The organism is Agrobacterium sp. 5Ca39, assembly GCF_055382365.1.
In genome coordinates this window covers 1,174,960-1,192,948 of the sequence record NZ_AP026436.1, presented here as the reverse complement: position 1 = coordinate 1,192,948, position 17,989 = coordinate 1,174,960, and the positions used below count along the sequence as shown (strand labels likewise).

18 protein-coding genes are annotated in these 17,989 nt (G+C 59.3%); 10 read left to right on the top strand and 8 right to left on the bottom strand.

Features of this window, described 5'->3' with window-relative positions; all coding sequences use genetic code 11:
* Window positions 1-83 precede the first annotated feature (83 nt).
* The 6 genes from ACZ47E_RS05860 to ACZ47E_RS05835 form a co-directional block, all read right to left on the bottom strand.
* A complete protein-coding gene (locus ACZ47E_RS05860) occupies window positions 84-1,817 on the bottom strand; it encodes a TadG family pilus assembly protein (RefSeq protein ID WP_034498925.1) in 1,734 nt (577 codons plus the stop codon).
* 1 nt (window position 1,818) lies between these two features.
* Complete coding sequence (locus tag ACZ47E_RS05855) at window positions 1,819-2,241, bottom strand: TadE/TadG family type IV pilus assembly protein (RefSeq protein WP_004441978.1); 423 nt, start codon at window positions 2,239-2,241, stop codon at window positions 1,819-1,821.
* Window positions 2,242-2,377: 136 nt separating this feature from the next.
* Window positions 2,378-3,211 carry a RadC family protein gene (gene radC, locus ACZ47E_RS05850; RefSeq protein WP_278066779.1) on the bottom strand — a complete coding sequence of 278 codons (834 nt, stop codon included), beginning with the start codon at window positions 3,209-3,211 and terminating at the stop codon, window positions 2,378-2,380.
* A 13-nt stretch (window positions 3,212-3,224) separates the two neighbouring features.
* Window positions 3,225-4,064: a type I methionyl aminopeptidase gene (gene map, locus ACZ47E_RS05845; protein ID WP_006697403.1), complete on the bottom strand. Its 840-nt coding sequence runs from the start codon at window positions 4,062-4,064 to the stop codon at window positions 3,225-3,227.
* A gap of 31 nt (window positions 4,065-4,095) precedes the next feature.
* On the bottom strand, window positions 4,096-4,815 hold the full coding sequence (sfsA, locus tag ACZ47E_RS05840) for a DNA/RNA nuclease SfsA (protein WP_278066778.1): 720 nt from the start codon (window positions 4,813-4,815) through the stop codon (window positions 4,096-4,098).
* 224 nt (window positions 4,816-5,039) lie between these two features.
* Complete coding sequence (locus tag ACZ47E_RS05835; RefSeq protein WP_278066777.1) at window positions 5,040-6,899, bottom strand: PHA/PHB synthase family protein; 1,860 nt, start codon at window positions 6,897-6,899, stop codon at window positions 5,040-5,042.
* A 25-nt stretch (window positions 6,900-6,924) separates the two neighbouring features.
* Between ACZ47E_RS05835 and ACZ47E_RS05830 the strand changes: the two genes are divergently transcribed.
* A complete protein-coding gene (locus tag ACZ47E_RS05830; protein WP_464016912.1) occupies window positions 6,925-7,470 on the top strand; it encodes a hypothetical protein in 546 nt (181 codons plus the stop codon).
* Between the two features lie 470 nt (window positions 7,471-7,940).
* On the opposite strand, the gene fnrN is transcribed toward ACZ47E_RS05830, so the two are convergent.
* The gene (gene fnrN / locus ACZ47E_RS05825; RefSeq protein WP_004441967.1) at window positions 7,941-8,666 is read right to left on the bottom strand and encodes a transcriptional regulator FnrN; all 726 of its coding nucleotides are present in this window, start codon (window positions 8,664-8,666) and stop codon (window positions 7,941-7,943) included.
* A gap of 212 nt (window positions 8,667-8,878) precedes the next feature.
* Between fnrN and hemN the strand changes: the two genes are divergently transcribed.
* The 9 genes from hemN (at window position 8,879) to ACZ47E_RS05780 (ending at window position 16,972) form a co-directional block, all read left to right on the top strand.
* A complete protein-coding gene (gene hemN, locus ACZ47E_RS05820) occupies window positions 8,879-10,228 on the top strand; it encodes an oxygen-independent coproporphyrinogen III oxidase (protein WP_278066775.1) in 1,350 nt (449 codons plus the stop codon).
* A 114-nt stretch (window positions 10,229-10,342) separates the two neighbouring features.
* A complete protein-coding gene (locus ACZ47E_RS05815) occupies window positions 10,343-10,627 on the top strand; it encodes an acyl carrier protein (RefSeq protein WP_003495848.1) in 285 nt (94 codons plus the stop codon).
* An 88-nt stretch (window positions 10,628-10,715) separates the two neighbouring features.
* Window positions 10,716-11,195, top strand: a complete 480-nt coding sequence (locus ACZ47E_RS05810) for a 3-hydroxyacyl-ACP dehydratase FabZ family protein (RefSeq protein ID WP_004441960.1) — start codon at window positions 10,716-10,718, stop codon at window positions 11,193-11,195.
* 51 nt (window positions 11,196-11,246) lie between these two features.
* Window positions 11,247-11,408 (top strand): hypothetical protein, encoded by a 162-nt coding sequence (locus tag ACZ47E_RS05805; protein WP_006697406.1) that lies wholly within the window; start codon window positions 11,247-11,249, stop codon window positions 11,406-11,408.
* Window positions 11,405-12,601, top strand: a complete 1,197-nt coding sequence (locus tag ACZ47E_RS05800; RefSeq protein WP_278066774.1) for a beta-ketoacyl-ACP synthase — start codon at window positions 11,405-11,407, stop codon at window positions 12,599-12,601. The genes ACZ47E_RS05805 and ACZ47E_RS05800 overlap by 4 nt, the downstream gene beginning before the upstream one ends.
* An 11-nt stretch (window positions 12,602-12,612) precedes the next feature.
* Window positions 12,613-13,893: a beta-ketoacyl-ACP synthase gene (locus ACZ47E_RS05795; protein WP_006697408.1), complete on the top strand. Its 1,281-nt coding sequence runs from the start codon at window positions 12,613-12,615 to the stop codon at window positions 13,891-13,893.
* Between the two features lie 140 nt (window positions 13,894-14,033).
* Window positions 14,034-15,062 carry a zinc-binding dehydrogenase gene (locus tag ACZ47E_RS05790; protein WP_004441953.1) on the top strand — a complete coding sequence of 343 codons (1,029 nt, stop codon included), beginning with the start codon at window positions 14,034-14,036 and terminating at the stop codon, window positions 15,060-15,062.
* A 5-nt stretch (window positions 15,063-15,067) separates the two neighbouring features.
* The gene (locus ACZ47E_RS05785; RefSeq protein WP_427832836.1) at window positions 15,068-15,997 is read left to right on the top strand and encodes a lipid A biosynthesis lauroyl acyltransferase; all 930 of its coding nucleotides are present in this window, start codon (window positions 15,068-15,070) and stop codon (window positions 15,995-15,997) included.
* 279 nt (window positions 15,998-16,276) lie between these two features.
* Window positions 16,277-16,972 carry a nitrogen regulation protein NR(II) gene (locus ACZ47E_RS05780; protein WP_006697409.1) on the top strand — a complete coding sequence of 232 codons (696 nt, stop codon included), beginning with the start codon at window positions 16,277-16,279 and terminating at the stop codon, window positions 16,970-16,972.
* Window positions 16,973-17,025: 53 nt separating this feature from the next.
* On the opposite strand, the gene ACZ47E_RS05775 is transcribed toward ACZ47E_RS05780, so the two are convergent.
* Window positions 17,026-17,829, bottom strand: coding sequence for a TSUP family transporter (locus tag ACZ47E_RS05775; protein ID WP_004441947.1), 804 nt, complete (start codon window positions 17,827-17,829; stop codon window positions 17,026-17,028).
* Window positions 17,830-17,989: the final 160 nt, after the last annotated feature.

Here is a 17,989-nt window from a genome sequence, read left to right as displayed (position 1 = left end):
GCTCCCGCTCGCGGACGCTTCAGCCTCTGGTAATGATAAAGCCGCCGGATTTCCGGCGGCTATTTTTATCTGTGGCTATAGGCTTACTGTACCAGAGCCGGCTGCTGGCAGCGGACATCGGTAACACGAACATCGGCTTCGCCGATCTTGACGCCGAGAACCAGAAGCGTGTTGTAAAGCAGCGTATCAACCGGTGCGGTGACGAGGGACAGCGTGTTGGCGAGCGCCGTCTGGATGACGCCGAGGCCGCCAAGGTTGAGGAAGAGAATCCTGATGTCGAGATCAAGGTTCTTCAGCAACGAGCTGACGAGCGTCGTGACGGTATCCTTCGTGGAGACGCTCTTGATCTTGCCCTGGGCAATATCCAGCTGCGTGAAGGTCAGCTTGGTCTTCGTCATGTTGGTGGCGTTGATGAGGGCGCTGCCGTTGACGGCAAGCAGGGCAGAATCCACGATTGCCGCCTTTGTCACGCGCGGGTCCCGTCCGAAATTGGCGAAGGCCGTGGTATCGACATTGCCAAGTGCAATTTCTGCAACGCCGGGAACAACTTCGACATCAACGGTTCCCTGTCCGCCGCCCGTGCAGCGAATGTCCGCAAGCCGGGCTTCCGCGTGGGCGACTTCCACATAAAGCGGGACATTGACCTTGAGGCCGGCGATTGCCTGGAGCCCATCCACCACGACATTGACCGCAAGGCGGGTCTGGGCGGTACGGACCACGGTGCCCTGGCCGCCAACGGCGAGCGAAGGCGTTTCGACCGGCGGCTGACCGATGGCGAGTGTCACCTTGGCCGAGGCGAGGCCGAGAACATTAGCGCCGAGATCAAGCGCCAGCTGGTTGCCGCCATTACCGGCAACGGCTGCGGCATTGAGAAGGTCGAAGACGCTGGCATTGACCTTGAGATTTTCCCCGCTGCCAATGAGCTTTTCGGTGAAGGGGCCGAGATTGACGATTTCTTCTAGCTTGAGCTTGATGTTGCTCTTGCCGGCGGTTTTTTCCAATGTCTTCAGAACGGTGACGACGGCTGGCTGCAGGCCCGTCGTTTTCGTCAGCGCGTTCAGGAACTTGCCGTAGGTAATCTCAGTCTGCAGCACGTCCTTGTAGGTGCCGGCGGTGAGGCCAAGATCGATCGCGAGAGCTTCGACGACATGCAGCGCGTTGACATCGGCATCGACGAGGGCCTGATAGTCCATGAGCTTGAGCGAGACCGTGGTGCCGAGCAGACCGCCGAGCAGGCTGTTCAGGAGCCCGTCATTGAGGCTGGCAAGCCGCGATCCCACCGAAAACGCGGCGACTTTCTGAGACGAGGCGGTTCCGGCGGCCGAAATCCTTGGCGGCGTTGTAAAGGCCGAAGCGAAGAATATCTGGCCCTTTTCGAAGATGTTTACTTTCACCGCATTGGTCGGCTGGGCATTTTCGACGAACCGCTGTCCGACCGGGAGGCTGGCATCCGGTTCGTAATGGCCTTTGACAACCTCGGCGTAGCCGTGGGTTTTGGCAAACTCATTCCGGGGATCGAAAGGCTGCAGCCCGGTTGGCGTTAGCAGCCCCTGCGCCGTCCTGACGCCGAGGTCCAGGCCGTTGAGGGCAAAATATTGCTGCACCGTCTTTTCGGCGTCGGTGACGTTGGCTGCTGCCGAAATGGCCGCGAGATCGGCGGTCTGCTGCAGTTGCCGCTTCTGCAGGGTCAGATAACCGTAATCGACGCCAATCGCCAGGATGCCGATAAAAAGCGGCGCCGTCAGGCCGGCGGAGATGGCGATGTTGCCGGCGCGATCCCTCAGGAAACCGGAGAGCAGGGAATGGATGGTCCTCATGTCATGCTCCTCCGATCCGGATGGTGGAAAAACGCCGGATGACCGGCTCGGGCAGGGTGTAGCTGTAGAGGCTCCAGATCGGCAGATCACGGGCGTCATATTCGACTTTCACCGTGAACTGGTTGGCATTGGCGGGATCAGTGGCGACGTCGACCGTGAAGTGTCTTTTATCCAGGAAGGCGTAGCCGAGATCGCTCTTGGCGACGAAATCTCGGGCGAGCTGCTGGCGCTCGGTTGTGTTAAGGCCGGCGACCGCCGTTCTTGCCGCGTCGGCGGCGATCTGCTGCACCGAATAGGCCGCCATCAGATAAATGCCGTAGGCAATCATGGTCAGGAGGACGAGAAAGAAGATTGGCGCGACAATGGCGAACTCGACAGCGTTCGAGCCGGACCGATCGCGAAGGAAACGCACTGCATTACGCATAAAGCACCCCCGTTCCTTAAGGCACCAAGGTTCGATGCCTTGATTTATTATTTTCGGAAATGCTAATTTATAGGTGTTAATTTTGTGTTGACGTGCGCTTATGGGTTGCAGGCCTGTGTAAACCTTCGCGTCTGCTTCAGATCAGGCGCAGGCCCTTGAAGCTGGCGTGGCCATCCTTGCCGATGATGATATGGTCGTGGACGGCGATACCGAGCGGCTTTGCCGTATCGATGATGGTCTTGGTCATCTCGATATCAGCACGCGAAGGTGTCGGGTCGCCGCTCGGGTGATTATGGATCAAAATCAAGGCTGTAGCGGATAGTTCGAGAGCGCGGCGCACCACTTCGCGGGGATAGACCGGTGTATGGTCCACGGTCCCGTGCCCCTGCACTTCGTCGGCGATGAGGACATTGCGCTTATCGAGGAACAGGATGCGGAACTGTTCGCGCGTTTCATGGGCCATGGCGGCGTGGCAATAATCGATGACCGAGGACCAGGAACTCAGAACCTGCTTGTTGCGGATTTCGCTTTTCAGCATGCGCTGGGAAACGGAGGCGACGAGTTTCAGGTCGAACGCCACGGCTTCGCCCACGCCCTTCACCTCCTGCAACAGCGGCAGAGGTGCGCCGAGTACACCGCCCAGCGTGCCGAAACGGGCAAGGAGCGCCTTGGCGATAGGCTTTGTGTCGCGCCGCGGTATCAGCCGGAACAGTAAAAGCTCCAGCAACTCATAATCGGCAAGCGCCGCGTCGCCGCCATCGCGATACCGCGCCCGCAGCCGGTCCCGGTGACCATGATAATGGGCGGCATCCACCGGCGGCTCGATGACAGGCACCGGCTTCTTCACCGCATTTCGCGGCTCGGCGAAAAAACCGCGCTCGTCCGCCCCTTCGAAGAGATCGCCTTCGCCCGCCTGAAAGCCGGACGTCGTGGAAAGCTCGGCGGGAGGCGGGGCGGGGCGTCTTGCCATGGGCGGTCTGGCCTTATGAAGGGGTAAGCGGCGGCAGGCCCGGACGGTCGAAGCCGCCGGGCGACAGCGTGAAGATTTCGCAGCCGGTGGCCGTGACGCCAACGGCGTGTTCATATTGGGCGGACAGCGAACGGTCGCGCGTCACCGCCGTCCAGCCGTCGGAAAGCACTTTCACATGCGGTTTGCCTAGATTGATCATGGGCTCGATGGTGAAGATCATGCCTTCCCGGATTTCCGGACCTTCGTCCGGACGGCCGTAATGCAGGATGTTTGGCGTATCGTGGAACAGCCGCCCAACGCCGTGCCCGCAGAAATCGCGCACCACCGAGCAACGTTCGGCTTCCGCATAGGTCTGGATCGCCGCGCCGATCGCGCCGGTGCGCACACCGGGCTTTACAGCCGCGATACCACGCAGCAGGCATTCATAGGTCACTTCCATCAGCCGCTCGGCAGCGCGCTTGATCTGGCCGACCGGATACATGCGGCTTGAATCGCCATGCCAGCCATCGAGCACATAGGTAACATCGATGTTGACGATATCGCCTTCCCGCAGCGGCTTCTCATCGGGAATGCCGTGGCAGACCACATGGTTGATCGAAGTGCAGACGGATTTGGTATAACCACGATAATTGAGCGTTGCCGGCAGCGCGCCGTGATCGGCGCCGAATTCGAAGACGAAACGGTCAATGGCGTCCGTTGTCACACCCGGCTTGACGATTGCGGCGAGTTCATCGAGACAACGCGCCGTCAGCTGGCACGCCTTGCGCATGCCGTCGAAATCCTCAGGGGTGTAGAGGCGGATGACGCCTGTATTCTTGAGGGGGGCGGAGGCGGCGTCGATATAGGTGACCATCATAGTGCTTTCTGTCTCTTTACGTCCCTGTTCATAAAACAGCCGGACGCCACTCGTCCATCTTAACCGTTCCGTTGACTGAAATTTGTGCCGGGGTGACCGCGCATTTCACGGCATAGGCCTCCACGCCCCGCGCCATTGCCCGTTGGAAAGCCAGCGCATATACCGGATCGAGATCGTCGCAGATGCGCATCCGATCGCAATCGCCGCGCTGGATGAGATAAAGCATCACCGCCCGGTGACCGGCTTCCGCTGCATCGCCCAGTTCCTCGAGATGCTTTGCGCCGCGTTTGGTGGCGGTATCGGGGAATTCTGCAAGGCCCTTCTCGCGCATGAAATGCACGTTCTTGACTTCCAAATAGGCGTCCGGCCGACCGGGTTCGGATAGCAGGAAATCGATGCGGGAATTGCGCCCGTATTTCTGTTCTCGGCGTATTATCGAATAGCCGGCGAGTTCCGGGATACGGCCGTTCAGGATCGCCTTTTCCGCCAGCCGGTTCGGCATGCCGGTATTGATGCCGACGACGGTGCCATCGGCCTCGACCATTTCCAGCATATGACGGTATTTACGGGTGGGGCTGTCATGCTGCGACAGCCAGATGCGGGAACCCGGCGTCGTGAGCCCACGCATGGAGCCGGTGTTGGGGCAGGACCCGGTGATCGCCGTGCCGTCTTCCAGAACTGCGTCGAAGAGGAAACGTTTATATCGGGAGATCAGCGTTGCGGGAACGAGCGGGGGCGTGAAGAACATGATGCCTTGAGGTAAGCTTGTGTGTTTGCAGGGTCTTTTTATCTCTCATCCCTGTGCTTGTCACAGAGAACCAGCCAGCCCAAGTCCTTGGGCTGAAGCAAGTCTTTCGCCGCGTAGACCGGCGCCTACTGGATTCCTGTGACAAGCACAGGGATGAGGGTGACGGGGAACGCCTGTGGAAGAGGCCTTTCTGCCGTGTACTGGTCATCTTTTTCACAGATATTCTACAAAAGAACATAGGTTCCCGGCGCATCGCCGAGCACCGGGCGCTTGCCGTCTTCCGGTTTCCGCGCCTTTACCTTCTCGGCGTTCTGGCTTTCGATCCAGTTCTGCCAGTGCACCCACCACGAACCCTTGTGAGGTGTGGCGGCGGCCTGCCAGGTGTCGAAGTCTCCGGCTGGTGATGGCCCCGTCCAATACTGATACTTCTCGAGCTGCGGCGGGTTCACGACGCCGGCAATGTGGCCGGAAGCGCCGAGCACGAATTCCACCGGCCCGCCAAACAGGGCAGCACCCGTGAACACCGATTTCGCGGGTGCGATATGGTCATCGCGGGTGGCGAGATCGTAGACGGGTATGTTGATATCGCCGAGATTGATGCGCTTGCCGGCAACGCGCATCAGACCGCGGGCGAGATTGTTCTCGAGGTAACAGTTGCGCAGATAGAACGAGTGGCTGGCGGCCGTCACCCGGGTGGAATCGGAGTTCCAGTAGAGCAGGTCGAATGGCAGGGGTTCGGTGCCGCGCAGGTAATTATCGACCACATAGGGCCAGATAAGATCGGAGGCGCGCAGCATGTTGAAGACGGTGGCCATGATCGAACCGTCAAGATAACCGACGGCCTGCATGTGTCTGTCGAGCGCGGCCAGCTGACCTTCGTCCACGAAGACCTTGAGCTCTCCGGCATGGATGAAATCGGTCTGGGCGGCGAGCAGCGTGGCGCTGCGGATGCGCTCATTGTCCTGCTGCGCATGCAGCGCCAGCGCCGAGGCCAAAAGCGTGCCGCCGACACAATAACCGACGGCGTTGATCTCCTTTTCGCCAGTCCGTTCCTCGATGGTATCAAGCGCAAAGTCGATGCCTTCGCTGATGTAATCGTCCCAGCCTTTTTCGGCCAGACCGGCATCCGGGTTGATCCAGGATACCATGAAGACGCTGTGGCCCTGTTCGAGGCACCAGCCGACGAAGGATTTCTGCGGGTTGAGATCGAGAATGTAGAATTTGTTGATCCAGGGCGGCACGATCAGCAGCGGCCGTTTGAAGACCTTTTCCGTCGTCGGCTCGTAATGGATGATTTCGCAAAGCGCGCTTTTCGCAACGACCTTGCCTGGCGTGACGGCAATGTTCTGACCAATGACGAATTTGCTGTAATCGGTCTGGCGAAGCTTCAGATGGCCGTTTCCGGCCGCGACATCCTCCGCCAGCTGCGCCATGCCCTTGACGAGATTGGCGCCGCTGGAGGCTACCGTCTCGCGGAAGACCTGCGGATTGGTGAAGACGAAATTGGCCGGAGAAAGCGCCTCTGTCACCTGCCGCATGTAAAACAGCGCCTTGGTGCGGGTGTGCTCATCCAGCCCCTCCGCCTCCGTCACCATCCTGTCTGCAAAACCGACGGTCGTCTGATAGGCCTTGAGAAGAAAATCGAAGAACGGGTTGGCCTGCCAGTCGGCATCGGCAAAACGTTTGCTTCTGCGCTGTGCGGGGCCGCTTTCGGCCGTTTTCTCCGAGGTCGAATCGGAGGCTCCGGAAAATTGCGCCACCGATTTCGACCACAGATCGTAATAGCTCGACAGCAGATGGGTCTGCGCTTCCAGTGACCGCTTCGGCTCGGCCATCCAATATTCGGCGACATCGGAGAGCGTCTTGACCAGATCGGTCACGGGATCGGCGCTCGTCTGCGGAATTTCGCCGCGTTCGCGTGGCGCCAGCCATTCACCGGCAGCCTTGCCGAGGTTTTCGAGTGCGCGTGCGATGTTGATCGCGAAGGTTTCGGGGTCGCGGATCAGGTAGGCCTCGGCGGAACTGGCGTCGAAGCCGGGCGTTTTGTCACCCTTTTTCGTGCCCCCGCCGTCAACACCTGCCATGCACCATCCTCCACCAAATTTGTGTTTGCACATTCTGCATGAAAACGAATACAAGTTCCACCAGCAAGGGGAGGCCGCAAAGGGCCGAACCGCGGTCGAATTCGATATCGGCAGATATCCTTACAGGCGGAACATGACGATGGGCAAGCACATGGGCAAATGCGGCACATGGGGAACATATGCGGGAAGCGCCGCAAGAATAGCGTTCCTCTCGCTCTCCGGCGCCATGCTCGTCACCACGCTTGCCGCCTGCAAGGCCCCCGAGCCGATTGTCGCGCCCGCCCATATGCGCCGTCCGACGGCTGAAATCGTCGGACCCCGTCCGGTCAGCGACACCGCGGTAAGCCAGAAGCGCGACACCGGGACCTATCCGACGTTCTCGCAGCCGCTGACGGCCGCTGGCACGCAGATGGGCGACGACGAAGCCTCAACCATGGAATCGAGCCTGTCTCGCCTCGGCGCGGCACGGCGCAACGGCCAGATATCGGAAGCCGAATACAAGCGCCGGGTGGCCGAGCTGCGGGCGCTGGCAGAAAATCAGAAGCCGGTTGCGACGCCTGCATCGCAGTGACGAGCTGGGCGAGTGCATGTCACTTGTTTCTTCTCACATAGGGGGAAGTCCGCGGCAGCGGGATGAGGGGCAAGCTCTCCGCATATCTCCGCGTTTGCCCCTTCATCCGGCCCGTCGGGCCACCTTCTCCCCGCCGGGGAGAAGAAACAAGCGGGGATGCCGAACATCCTACAGCGACAATCACGGCTGAAGGTCCTGTCGGCCCGGCAATCATAACTCCTTCTTTACCCTGCATTTGAACCTTCCGCTTACCGAAGATGTTAAGCGGATGGATGCGGTTTGCAGCTTATGGTGCAGCCATAACAAACAGGCCGCTGAAAAAGCGGCGCACAGGGTGAAATATCATGAAATGCATCGCCGCTTTGCTGGTCCTTGCCGGTTTTGCGCTCGCACCAGCTCAGGCGCGGGCGCCGCACATCAATTTCGGAACGTCCGCACTTCAGGGGCGATGATCGAGGGGGGGGCGGCTGTCAGTCGTTGCCTGCCGCTTCACTCAGCGCATCGAGATCGGGCACGGTGATGTGACGGTTGTTCTCGATGCGGATAATGCCTTCCTTTCGCAGCTTTGTCATTTGCCGGCTAACGGTCTCGATGGTGAGACCGAGGAAATCGGCAATGTCGGCACGCGAGAGCGGCAGGTCGAAGCATGACTTGTCGTCGTTTTCCGGATCGATATGGGTGGCGATCATATAAAGGAAGCTGGCAACCTTTTCCTGCGCCGATTTGCGCCCCAGTGTCAGCATCCAGTCACGTGCCTCGTCCAGTTCCTTGAGTGACTGGCTGTGCAGCTTGCGTTCCATATCAGGCACTTCGGAGACCATGCGGTCGACGACGCGGCGCGGAAAGAGGCATATTTCCACATCGGTTGCAGCTTCCGCCGTCATCTTGCTTTCCGCCATGAACGGACGGCCGAGAAAATCCGGTGCGAATTGCAGGCCGACGATCTGCTGGCGGCCATCCGACATCATTTTCGACAGCTTTACCACGCCATTCAGGATATTGCCGTAGGAGGTGACGAGCTCGCCCTGGCCGAGAAGCTCATTGCCCGCCTCCAGCTTTTTGCGGCTGGAATGGCGGTTCAGATCGCAAAGCTGCTGCGGTGTCAGCGTGCTGCAAAGACCGCCGTGACGCGCCTCGCAGGAGCGGCAAACAACCGGCTCTTCCGAATTGTGGATGGTCTTCTGCAGCGTGTCCATAAGCCTTTTCCAATGCTGGCTTTGCGGGACGATTGCGACCCTGGATATCAAATCCGGTCTCTTTAAAGGCGTGTGCGCTGTAGCCGTCGTCCCCGCGTCTACTTTAGCAAGAACTTATGGCTCAATTTGATTGAAGTCAAAGTTGCAAACTGTCGCAGCCGCTACTGAAAGAGGGGAAATCGACATTTTCTTGATAAAAGGCAAATCGGGTGATGAATATCGACCTTCTTCACAAATATTCCGGGGCAGTGCCGCGTTACACGAGCTATCCGACCGCGCCGCATTTCCACGAGGGAATCGATAATACGACCTATCGCGGCTGGCTCGGCGCACTCGGTCACAGGAATCGCCTGTCGCTTTACGTGCATATTCCCTATTGCGACCGGCTTTGCTGGTTCTGTGCCTGCCATACCAAGCACACGCTGAAATACGAGCCGATTGCTATTTATCTTGAAGCACTTAAGCAGGAAATTGCTGCGGTCGGCGCACTTGTTTCGCCTGACGCCGTGGTGAGTGCCGTGCATTTCGGCGGCGGCTCGCCGACCATGCTTGACCCGCAGGACATGCAGGACCTGATGGACTGTCTGCGGCGTCACTTCACTTTCGGGCTGGCACCAGAAATCAGCGTTGAGATGGATCCCAACGATCTGGACGACAGCCGCTATGACGCGCTTGCCGCCATCGGCATGTCGCGGGCGAGCCTCGGGGTGCAGGATTTTGATGACAAAGTGCAAAAAACCATCAACCGCATCCAGTCTTTCGAGCAGACGAAATCCGTGGTGGACGCCGTGCGGGCGAGGGGCGTTCACTCAGTCAATTGCGACATTCTTTATGGGCTGCCGTTCCAGACATGCGAGACACTGAAAACAACGGTCGATCAGATCGTATCGCTTGACCCTGATCGCATCGCGCTTTTTGGCTATGCCCATGTTCCCTGGATGAAAAAACACCAGTCGCTGATCCCCGAACATGCGCTGCCCGATGTTACCGAACGCTACCGCCAGATGACGATGGCGGGGGAGATGCTGAGGCAGGCCGGATACAGCCAGATCGGGATCGATCATTTTGCCCGGGCGACCGACACATTATCCCAGGCCGCCCAGGCGGGTGCCCTGCGCCGCAATTTTCAGGGCTACACGACCGATACTGCCGATGCGCTGATCGGGCTTGGCGCATCATCCATCGGCCGGCTGCCGCAGGGCTATGTGCAGAACATTGTGGCAACCGGTGAATATCAGCGCATGGTGCGTGAGGGCGGTCTTGCCGCTGTGAAGGGCATTGAGTTGTCGCAGGACGATCATCTGCGCTCGCATGTGATCGAAAGGTTGATGTGCGATTTCTCTATCGATCTTTCGGACTTGCAGCACCGTTTCGGTAAGGTGAGCCATTCCGTGAGGGACCAGGCGCAGCAGTTTGCCGCAGGCGACATGGACGGTCTGGTGCGGCTGGATGCCGATATTTTTGCCGTGACGGAGGTGGGAAGGCCGTTTGTACGTAATATCGCGGCAATCTTCGATACCTATCTCGGCAATGGGCGCGGCCGTCATTCGGTTGCTGTTTAGGCAACAGTTTTGGGGCAAATTTCAAAGTTACGTCACGAAACCATTGGCTTTTTTGTGCGACTTGCCTATGTGGTGCGTCAGAAAGAATAATTCATACGAACGACAATAAGGATTATGGGCGTGACAGCTACATTCGACAAGGTTGCCGACATTATCGCCGAAACCAGCGAAATCGACCGCGAAACCATTACGCCGGAGAGCCACACGATCGACGATCTGGGCATCGACAGCCTCGACTTTCTTGATATCGTTTTCGCGATCGACAAGGAATTCGGCATCAAGATTCCGCTCGAGCAGTGGACGCAGGAAGTCAATGAAGGCAAGGTTTCCACGGAAGAATACTTCGTGCTGAAGAACCTTTGCGCCAAGATTGACGAATTGCGCGCGGCCAAGGGCTGACATGACGGTGCCCGCTTCCGGCGGGCATTTTCTTTTGATGCCGCCTGCGGGCAAACCATGACTAACCGACCAGAGACGGGCCGGACGGATGCTGCTTGAATATTTCCAGATGATCGACAAGGTCGAGGCCGTGGACATGACGGCGCGCACGTTGAAGGCGCGGTCCGTTGTTCCCGATAAAAGCCCTGTTTTCGAAGGCCATTTCCCCGGCATGCCGCTGGTTCCGGGTGTGCTTCTGATCGAGACAATGGCGCAGGCCTCCGGCATGCTGGTTCTCGCATTTTCCGATTTCGCGTCCATGCCGTTCCTGATGTCGGTCGATGGCGCCAAGATGCGGACTTTCGTGGAGCCGGGTGCTGTTCTCGACATCGAGGCAGTGCTTGAGCATGACGGTTCGGGCTTTGCGGTTACCAAGGCAAAGATCACCTCCGATGGCAAGAAGGTCTGCGACGCGCAGCTGAAACTGCGCACCATGCCCTTCAGCGAGATCCCGCTTGGGCCTATCGTCAAGAAGCGGGCGGAAGAAGTCGGCCTGATGGCGGCGATTGCCGCCGATGCACGGAAATAAGCTTTTTCATTCGTTTCGGAGAAGACAGTTTTTCCTGTCGGCCCGGTTTTGATGCACGAAAATCGTGGGCTCGCGACGGTGGATCGGGTCTTCGCCATTGCCAATCCGCACCGCGCGCTTTATTCCGCAACGCATGAAGTGGTTGTTCGCAACCGCTGTTGGATAGCCGTGACCGTTTCGGCGGGGCCGGCTGCAAAGGATGACAGACGATGAAATCTGACAATGATGTGGTGATAACAGGGGTCGGCATCGTGACCTGTCACGGCGTCGGCAGCCAGGCGCATGTGGCGCTTCTTTCGGGAACCGTCGCGCCGGCGACGATTGTCGAGACGGAAAAATTCAAGCCATATCCGGTTCATCCCATGCCCGAGATCGACTGGTCGGCACAGATCGCCAAGCGCGGCGACCAGCGCCAGATGGAAAACTGGCAGCGTCTCGGCGTTTTTGCCGCCGGTCTTGCACTTGATGATGCCGGCTTGAAGGAAAATGTCGAAGCCTGCGCCACCATGGATATGATCGTTGCTGCCGGCGGCGGCGAGCGCGACATCAATGTCGATACGCTGATCGTTGACGAGGCTTTGAAGCGCAACGACCGCGAAAAGCTGCTGAACGAAAAGCTGACGACGGAACTGCGCCCGACGCTGTTTCTCGCCCAGCTTTCCAACCTGATGGCCGGCAATATCTCCATCGTGCACAAGGTCACCGGCTCTTCCCGGACCTTCATGGGCGAAGAAGCGGCCGGCATTTCCGCCGTCGAAACCGCGTTCCATCGCATTCGTTCGGGCGAATCGAGCCACGCTCTCGTGGGCGGCGCCTTCTCTGCCGAACGTCCAGACATGATCCTGCTGTTCGAAGCCATCGGGGCGCATGCGCAGGGCGAATGGCAGCCCCTGTGGTCGCGCGAAGGCCAGGAAGGCGGCGGCATGGTTTCCGGCTCGCTCGGAGCCTTCCTCGTGCTGGAATCACGCAAGCATGCCAGCGAGCGCGGTGCGCGCATCTATGCCCGCATCGACGCCATCGAAGGTGATCGCGGCAGCCGCGACGACGGCAAAATGGAAAAGCGCATGGAGCGTCTGCTGGCCCCGGCAACGGACAGCGCCGCGACCGTCGTCTTCTCCGGCGCCAGCGGTTATGACGGCGTTACGGCCCGTGAGAAGCACATTCTCGAAAAGACCTTGCCGAAGGCTGCCATCCGCGGTTTCGGCGGTGTCACGGGCCATGGACTTGAGGCGCAGTTTCCGCTCGGCCTCGCTCTGGCGGCGCTGACGCTTGAAAGCGGTGCCAAGGTTCCTACCTTCGACGCGAATGCGGAAAAGCCAATGGGCGAGGCGGCGACCGAGGCTGTCGTCACCACTGTTGGCCATGTCCGCGGCGAAGGTGTCGCCGTTCTGTCCCGTGACGTGTGAGGAGAAAGACCATGACCAATTTTAAGGATCATCTCGGTCGCCCGATCGTCGCCGTCACCGGCATGGGCATCATTACCTCGCTCGGTCAGGGGCTTGCCGATAACTGGGCGGCGCTGACCTCGGGTAAGTCAGGCATTCACAAAATCACCCGTTTCCCGACTGAAGGGCTTTCGACCCGGATCAGCGGCACGGTGGATTTCATCGATATTCCGGTTCCGAATTCCGTCGAACGTTCCTATGCCTTCGCGCGCGAAACCACCATCGAGGCGCTGGCGCAGGCCGGCATTTCCGGTGACTTTGACGGCCCGCTGTTTCTCGCAGCGCCGCCGATCGAACCGGAATGGAGTGCCCGTTTCGAGCTTGCCGACCGCTCTCCGCCAGCCGCCCAGCCGGGTGATGCCTATGAGCGGTTCCTGACGGCCTTCCGTCAGCGTCCCGATCCGGCATTCCAGGAAGCAGCGCTGTTTGGTGCCATCTCCGAGCGTCTGTCTGACCGTTTCGGTACGCGCGGTCTGCCGGTTACCCTGTCGACCGCCTGTGCATCCGGCGCGACCGCGATCCAGCTGGGCGTCGAGGCCATCCGACAGGGCCGCGCCGAACGGGCGTTGACGGTTGCGACCGACGGTTCTGTCAGCGCCGAAGCGCTGATCCGCTTCTCGCTTCTCTCGGCGCTCTCGACCCAGAACGACCCGCCGGAAAAGGCTTCCAAGCCGTTCAGCAAGGACCGCGATGGTTTCGTGATCGCTGAAGGTGCGGCAACGCTGGTGCTGGAATCGCTCGAAGCCGCCGTCGCACGCGGCGCGAAGGTTCTCGGCATCATCAAGGGCGCCGGTGAAAAGGCTGACAGCTTCCACCGCACGCGCTCTTCGCCCGATGGCGGCCCCGCGATTGCGACGATCCGTGCGGCACTGGCCGATGCGGGCGTGGCCGAAACCGATATCGGTTATATCAACGCCCACGGCACCTCGACGCCTGAGAACGACAAGATGGAATATGGCTCTATGCTGGCCGTCTTCGGCGAAGGCCTGAAGAACATTCCGCTGTCGTCCAACAAGTCGATGATTGGTCATACGCTGACCGCCGCAGGTGCAGTGGAAGCGGTGTTCTCGCTGCAGACCATGCTGACTGGCACGCTGCCACCAACAATCAACTATAACAATCCCGATCCGACCATCACGCTCGACGTGGTGCCGAACGTGAAGCGGGACGCCGAGGTGGGTGCGGTTCTGTCGAATTCCTTCGGGTTCGGCGGGCAGAATGCAAGCCTTGTCATGACGCGGGAACCGGCTTAACCGGTTCGTTACAACAGGGGCGTTTCCGAATGACTTGCGGAAACGCGCCCGTTTCTTTGATTTCGCATTCCAGCCGCAAAACCGTTACAGAGTTTTGCTGGAATGATTTTAGATAACGCCTTCGGGCGAAGGACTGATATATGCGCGCTCTTCAACTCGTCGACGACCGGAAGCTCGAAAAAGTGGATCTGCCCGAACCGGATGCGCCGGCGCCGGGCGAGGTAACGCTGCGCGTCAAGGCCGTGGCGCTCAACCACATCGATGTTTGGGGCTGGCGCGGCATGGCTTTCGCCAAGCGCAAGATGCCGCTCACAATCGGTGCGGAAGCCTCGGGTGTGGTGGAAGCCATCGGTCCGGGCGTATCCAACGTGCTGCCCGGCCAGCTGGTCGCGATCTATGGCGCGCGCACCTGCGGGCTGTGCAAACCCTGCCGCGAAGGCCGTGACAATCTGTGCGAACATGTCCAGGGCGTGCACGGTTTCCATCTCGACGGTTTCGCGCAGGAAAAGATCAACATTCCCGCCCGCCAGCTCGTGCCTGCGCCGCATGGCGTCGACGCCGTCGGTGCCGCTCTCGCGCCGGTGACCTTCGGCACGGTCGAGCACATGCTGTTCGACAATGCCAAGCTGGAGTCCGGCGAAACCATCCTCATTCACGCCGGCGGTTCGGGCATCGGCACGGCGGCGATCCAGCTTGCCAAGAAGATGGGTTGCACCGTCATCACGACAGTCGGTTCCGACGACAAGATCGAACGGGCGAAGGCGCTCGGGGCCGATCATGTGATCAACTATCGCACCGACCGTTTCGAAGGCGTCGTGCGCAAGCTGACGAAAAAGAAGGGCGTCGACGTCGTGTTCGAGCATGTCGGCAAGGATACCTGGGCGGGTTCGATGTTCTCGCTGAAGCGCGGCGGTCGTCTCGTCACCTGCGGTTCCACATCCGGTGTTTCCACCGACATCAACCTGATGATGCTGTTCCAGCAGCAGCTGAAACTGCTCGGCTCCTTCGGCTGCCGTATGGAGAACATGGCCAACGCCATGCAGAAGATGGCACGTGGCATCGTGCATCCGGTCATCGACACCGAAGTGACCTTTGACGATATCGACCGGGCGCTGGAGCGCATGGAGACGCGTCAGGTGTTCGGCAAGATCGTGCTGCGGATGGACTGAGCATCTTGAAGCTGTTCCTGACACGGATCGTCCTGAAACTGGACCACTTCCGGCAGTGGCTGATTGCGACATTCGCCTTCGGCCTTCTCAACCTGCTGAAGCTCTTTCCCGCCGATGCCGGCATTCGCGCCGCCGACCGGCTGGCGCGCTGGGTGGGGCCGAAAACCGGCCGCCACAAGCTGATGCTTTACAATCTGGCCCGCGCCTTTCCGGAGAAATCCGAAGAGGAACGGCTCGAGATCGCCATGGACAGCTGGGCCAATATGGGCCGGCTCGCGGCGGAATATGTGTTTCTCGACCGGCTGTTCGATTTCGATCCGGAAAAAAATGAGCCGGGCCGCATCGAGGTCGAGGGAATCCCGACCTTCCTCGAGCTGCGCGACAACCCGCGGCCGTTCATCGTCTTTACCGCCCATAGCGGCAATTTCGAACTCTTGCCGGTAGCCGGGTCGGCTTTTGGTCTCGATGTGACGGTGCTGTTCCGGCCACCGAACAATCCCTTTGTGGCCGAGAAAGTGTTTAGTTTCCGCAAGGAGCGCATGGGCAATCTCGTGCCCTCGCATGCCGGCTCCTCCTTCGCGCTGGCGCGGCAGCTGGAAAAGGGCGGTGGTGTGGGTGTGCTCGTCGACCAGAAATTCGGCAAGGGACTGACGACGAAATTCTTCGGACTTGAGGTTCGCACCAATCCGCTTCTCGCCAAGCTGGTGCGGCAGTTCAATTGCGATGTCTATCCTGCCCGTTGCGTGCGCCTGCCCGATAATCGCTACCGGCTGGAAATCGAACCAAAGGTTGAGATACCGCGCGATGAAAAGGGCAATGTCGACATTCAGGCGACGGCGCAGCTTCTGAACGACAAGGTGGAGAGCTGGGTGCGCGAATATCCCGGCCAATGGCTGTGGTATCACGACCGGTGGGACGTTAAGCACCAGATTTGAGGATGCCGGCTGGCTCGTGCTTTCAGAGCAATTTTCACAAAATCAGGCGCAGAAACTGTGCTTTTCGAAATTTTTCCATAGTAGTGGAACCTCATTTTTCGTTCATGGATTATCGAAATTGAAAAAATAGCAGCGGCTGTGATATTTTGAACAACAATCCCCGCCGTGTTTTCGTGCTTCGTTACGTCATTTTTAAGCGCGGAGACGCTATTATCAGGGATAATTGGTCTATCCTTTCGGATTAGGATCGGGATGTTTGCCCGTTCAGGGAGAGTTGGGTTGAAAGATTTGATTGAGCTGTTCTGGCTGCGTTATACGGAACTGCAATCTGCTGTTGGTAAAAACGAGGCCGACAAGATCGCAGTGCTGGAGCGTGAACTGGAGCAGCTTCTCGAGCGCGTCGTCGGACGCAAGACCGAAAGCTCCGAAGACATTCGCGAGCAGTTCCGTTTTGCTATCGATCTCCTCAACCACGAGGCGGAAGACCTTGGCTGCGTGCAGCGCAATTCCGAACTTCTGCGAACGCTCGTCGACCGTTACGTCGGCATGCCGCTCAAGGCGAAAGTGATCGGTGACGAAGATGCAGACAGCCTCGAATGGCACCACCGCCATCTGATCCTCGATGAAGATATGCTCAACGATCTCGATGAGCCTGTCGTCATCGTGTCCCCCGGTTACCGCGTGTCCTTTGCCAATGCGCTCGACGCCTTCCAGCGTAATGCGCCGGAAGGGCTCGTCGGCTGCCACATCGCCGAACTCGTCGGTGTCCACCGTTTCCAGAACGCACTCAGGGAAAAGCTCGATAATTGCTTCAAGGGCGATACGTCGAAATATACCTATGCGGAAGACCAGAACGGTCGCACAATCGTCAAGTCGCTCGAAATGTCGCCTTGTTATTCTTCCGCCTACAAGCTCGTGGGTGCCATGGTGGTCATCCGCGAAATTGCCGATCGCAGGCGCCGCGCTGCGGGTTGACCCCAAGCTCCCCTGATATCCGAAGGACGGGCTGAACGCGCCCTATCAGTCCCTTATTTCGGGAAGACGGTTTCCCAGATCGTGGCGATGGACCAGGCGGACGAGGCGTCAATCAGAAGCTTCGTCGCCATGGCCAGACACGACAGAACCAGAAGCGGGCGGATGATCTTCGCGCCGTTTTTCATGGCGAAACGCGACCCGATCTGCGCCCCGATGAATTGGCCGAACCCCATTGCCAGTCCAAGCTTCCACAAAACCGCGCCGCCCATCGCGAAGACGACGAACCCGCCGAAATTGGAGCCCAGATTGAGAAGCTTGGTATGGGCTGTCGCCTTCAGCATGCCAAAACCGGCAAGTGCCACGAAGGCGAGCATGTAAAAGGAACCGGCGCCCGGACCGAAGACGCCGTCATAAAAGCCGATCAGCGGCGCGGCGGTAAATCCGAACACCAGCGGTGTGATGCGGCGATGGCTGTCTACATCGCTGAGCTGTGGCTTGAAGGCGAAATAGATCGCTATGGCGATCAGCAGGAAGGGCATGATGGTGCGCAGAAGATCGGCAGGCACGAAGGCGGCCGTCAGCGCCCCCAGCATTCCGCCGGCCATCGCCATCAACCCCATCGGCAATTGCTCTTTCAGATTGACATGGCCACGTCTTGCGTAAGCGAGAGTGGCGGAGGCCGAACCGAACTGTGCCTGCAGCTTGTTCGTGCCAAGCGTATCGAGTGGCGGTATTCCCATGATCATCATTGCCGGAATGGTGATGAGACCACCGCCGCCGGCAATGGAATCGATAAAGCCGGCGAAAATGGCGACGCAGAAGAGGACGAGGAAAACGTTGAGGGCGATGTCTTGCACTTGGCATGTCCGGGCAGGCGGAAGGAGAGGCCCCTTCTTTCACCGAAAACGCGGTCGCGCAATATTTTTCTGTATGGTCTGAGGGGCGCCGGGGGATTGCGGTGCTGCCGCTTATCGTTATGTTTCCGTGGCGCGTCGCCGGAACGACGGATGGCGCCTG

Excerpts from the sequence above, each read along its gene's own strand:
- ACZ47E_RS05860 (WP_034498925.1), bottom strand. The coding sequence starts at position 1,817 with ATGAGGACCATCCATTCCCTGCTCTCCGGTTTCCTGAGGGATCGCGCC.
- sfsA (WP_278066778.1), bottom strand. The coding sequence starts at position 4,815 with ATGTTCTTCACGCCCCCGCTCGTTCCCGCAACGCTGATCTCCCGATAT.
- ACZ47E_RS05790 (WP_004441953.1), top strand. The coding sequence starts at position 14,034 with ATGCGCGCTCTTCAACTCGTCGACGACCGGAAGCTCGAAAAAGTGGAT.
- ACZ47E_RS05815 (WP_003495848.1), top strand. The coding sequence starts at position 10,343 with ATGGGCGTGACAGCTACATTCGACAAGGTTGCCGACATTATCGCCGAA.
- ACZ47E_RS05835 (WP_278066777.1), bottom strand. The coding sequence starts at position 6,899 with ATGGCAGGTGTTGACGGCGGGGGCACGAAAAAGGGTGACAAAACGCCC.
- radC (WP_278066779.1), bottom strand. The coding sequence starts at position 3,211 with ATGGCAAGACGCCCCGCCCCGCCTCCCGCCGAGCTTTCCACGACGTCC.
- fnrN (WP_004441967.1), bottom strand. The coding sequence starts at position 8,666 with ATGGACACGCTGCAGAAGACCATCCACAATTCGGAAGAGCCGGTTGTT.
- hemN (WP_278066775.1), top strand. The coding sequence starts at position 8,879 with ATGAATATCGACCTTCTTCACAAATATTCCGGGGCAGTGCCGCGTTAC.
- ACZ47E_RS05800 (WP_278066774.1), top strand. The coding sequence starts at position 11,405 with ATGAAATCTGACAATGATGTGGTGATAACAGGGGTCGGCATCGTGACC.
- ACZ47E_RS05810 (WP_004441960.1), top strand. The coding sequence starts at position 10,716 with ATGCTGCTTGAATATTTCCAGATGATCGACAAGGTCGAGGCCGTGGAC.
- ACZ47E_RS05805 (WP_006697406.1), top strand. The coding sequence starts at position 11,247 with ATGCACGAAAATCGTGGGCTCGCGACGGTGGATCGGGTCTTCGCCATT.
- map (WP_006697403.1), bottom strand. The coding sequence starts at position 4,064 with ATGGTCACCTATATCGACGCCGCCTCCGCCCCCCTCAAGAATACAGGC.
- ACZ47E_RS05855 (WP_004441978.1), bottom strand. The coding sequence starts at position 2,241 with ATGCGTAATGCAGTGCGTTTCCTTCGCGATCGGTCCGGCTCGAACGCT.
- ACZ47E_RS05795 (WP_006697408.1), top strand. The coding sequence starts at position 12,613 with ATGACCAATTTTAAGGATCATCTCGGTCGCCCGATCGTCGCCGTCACC.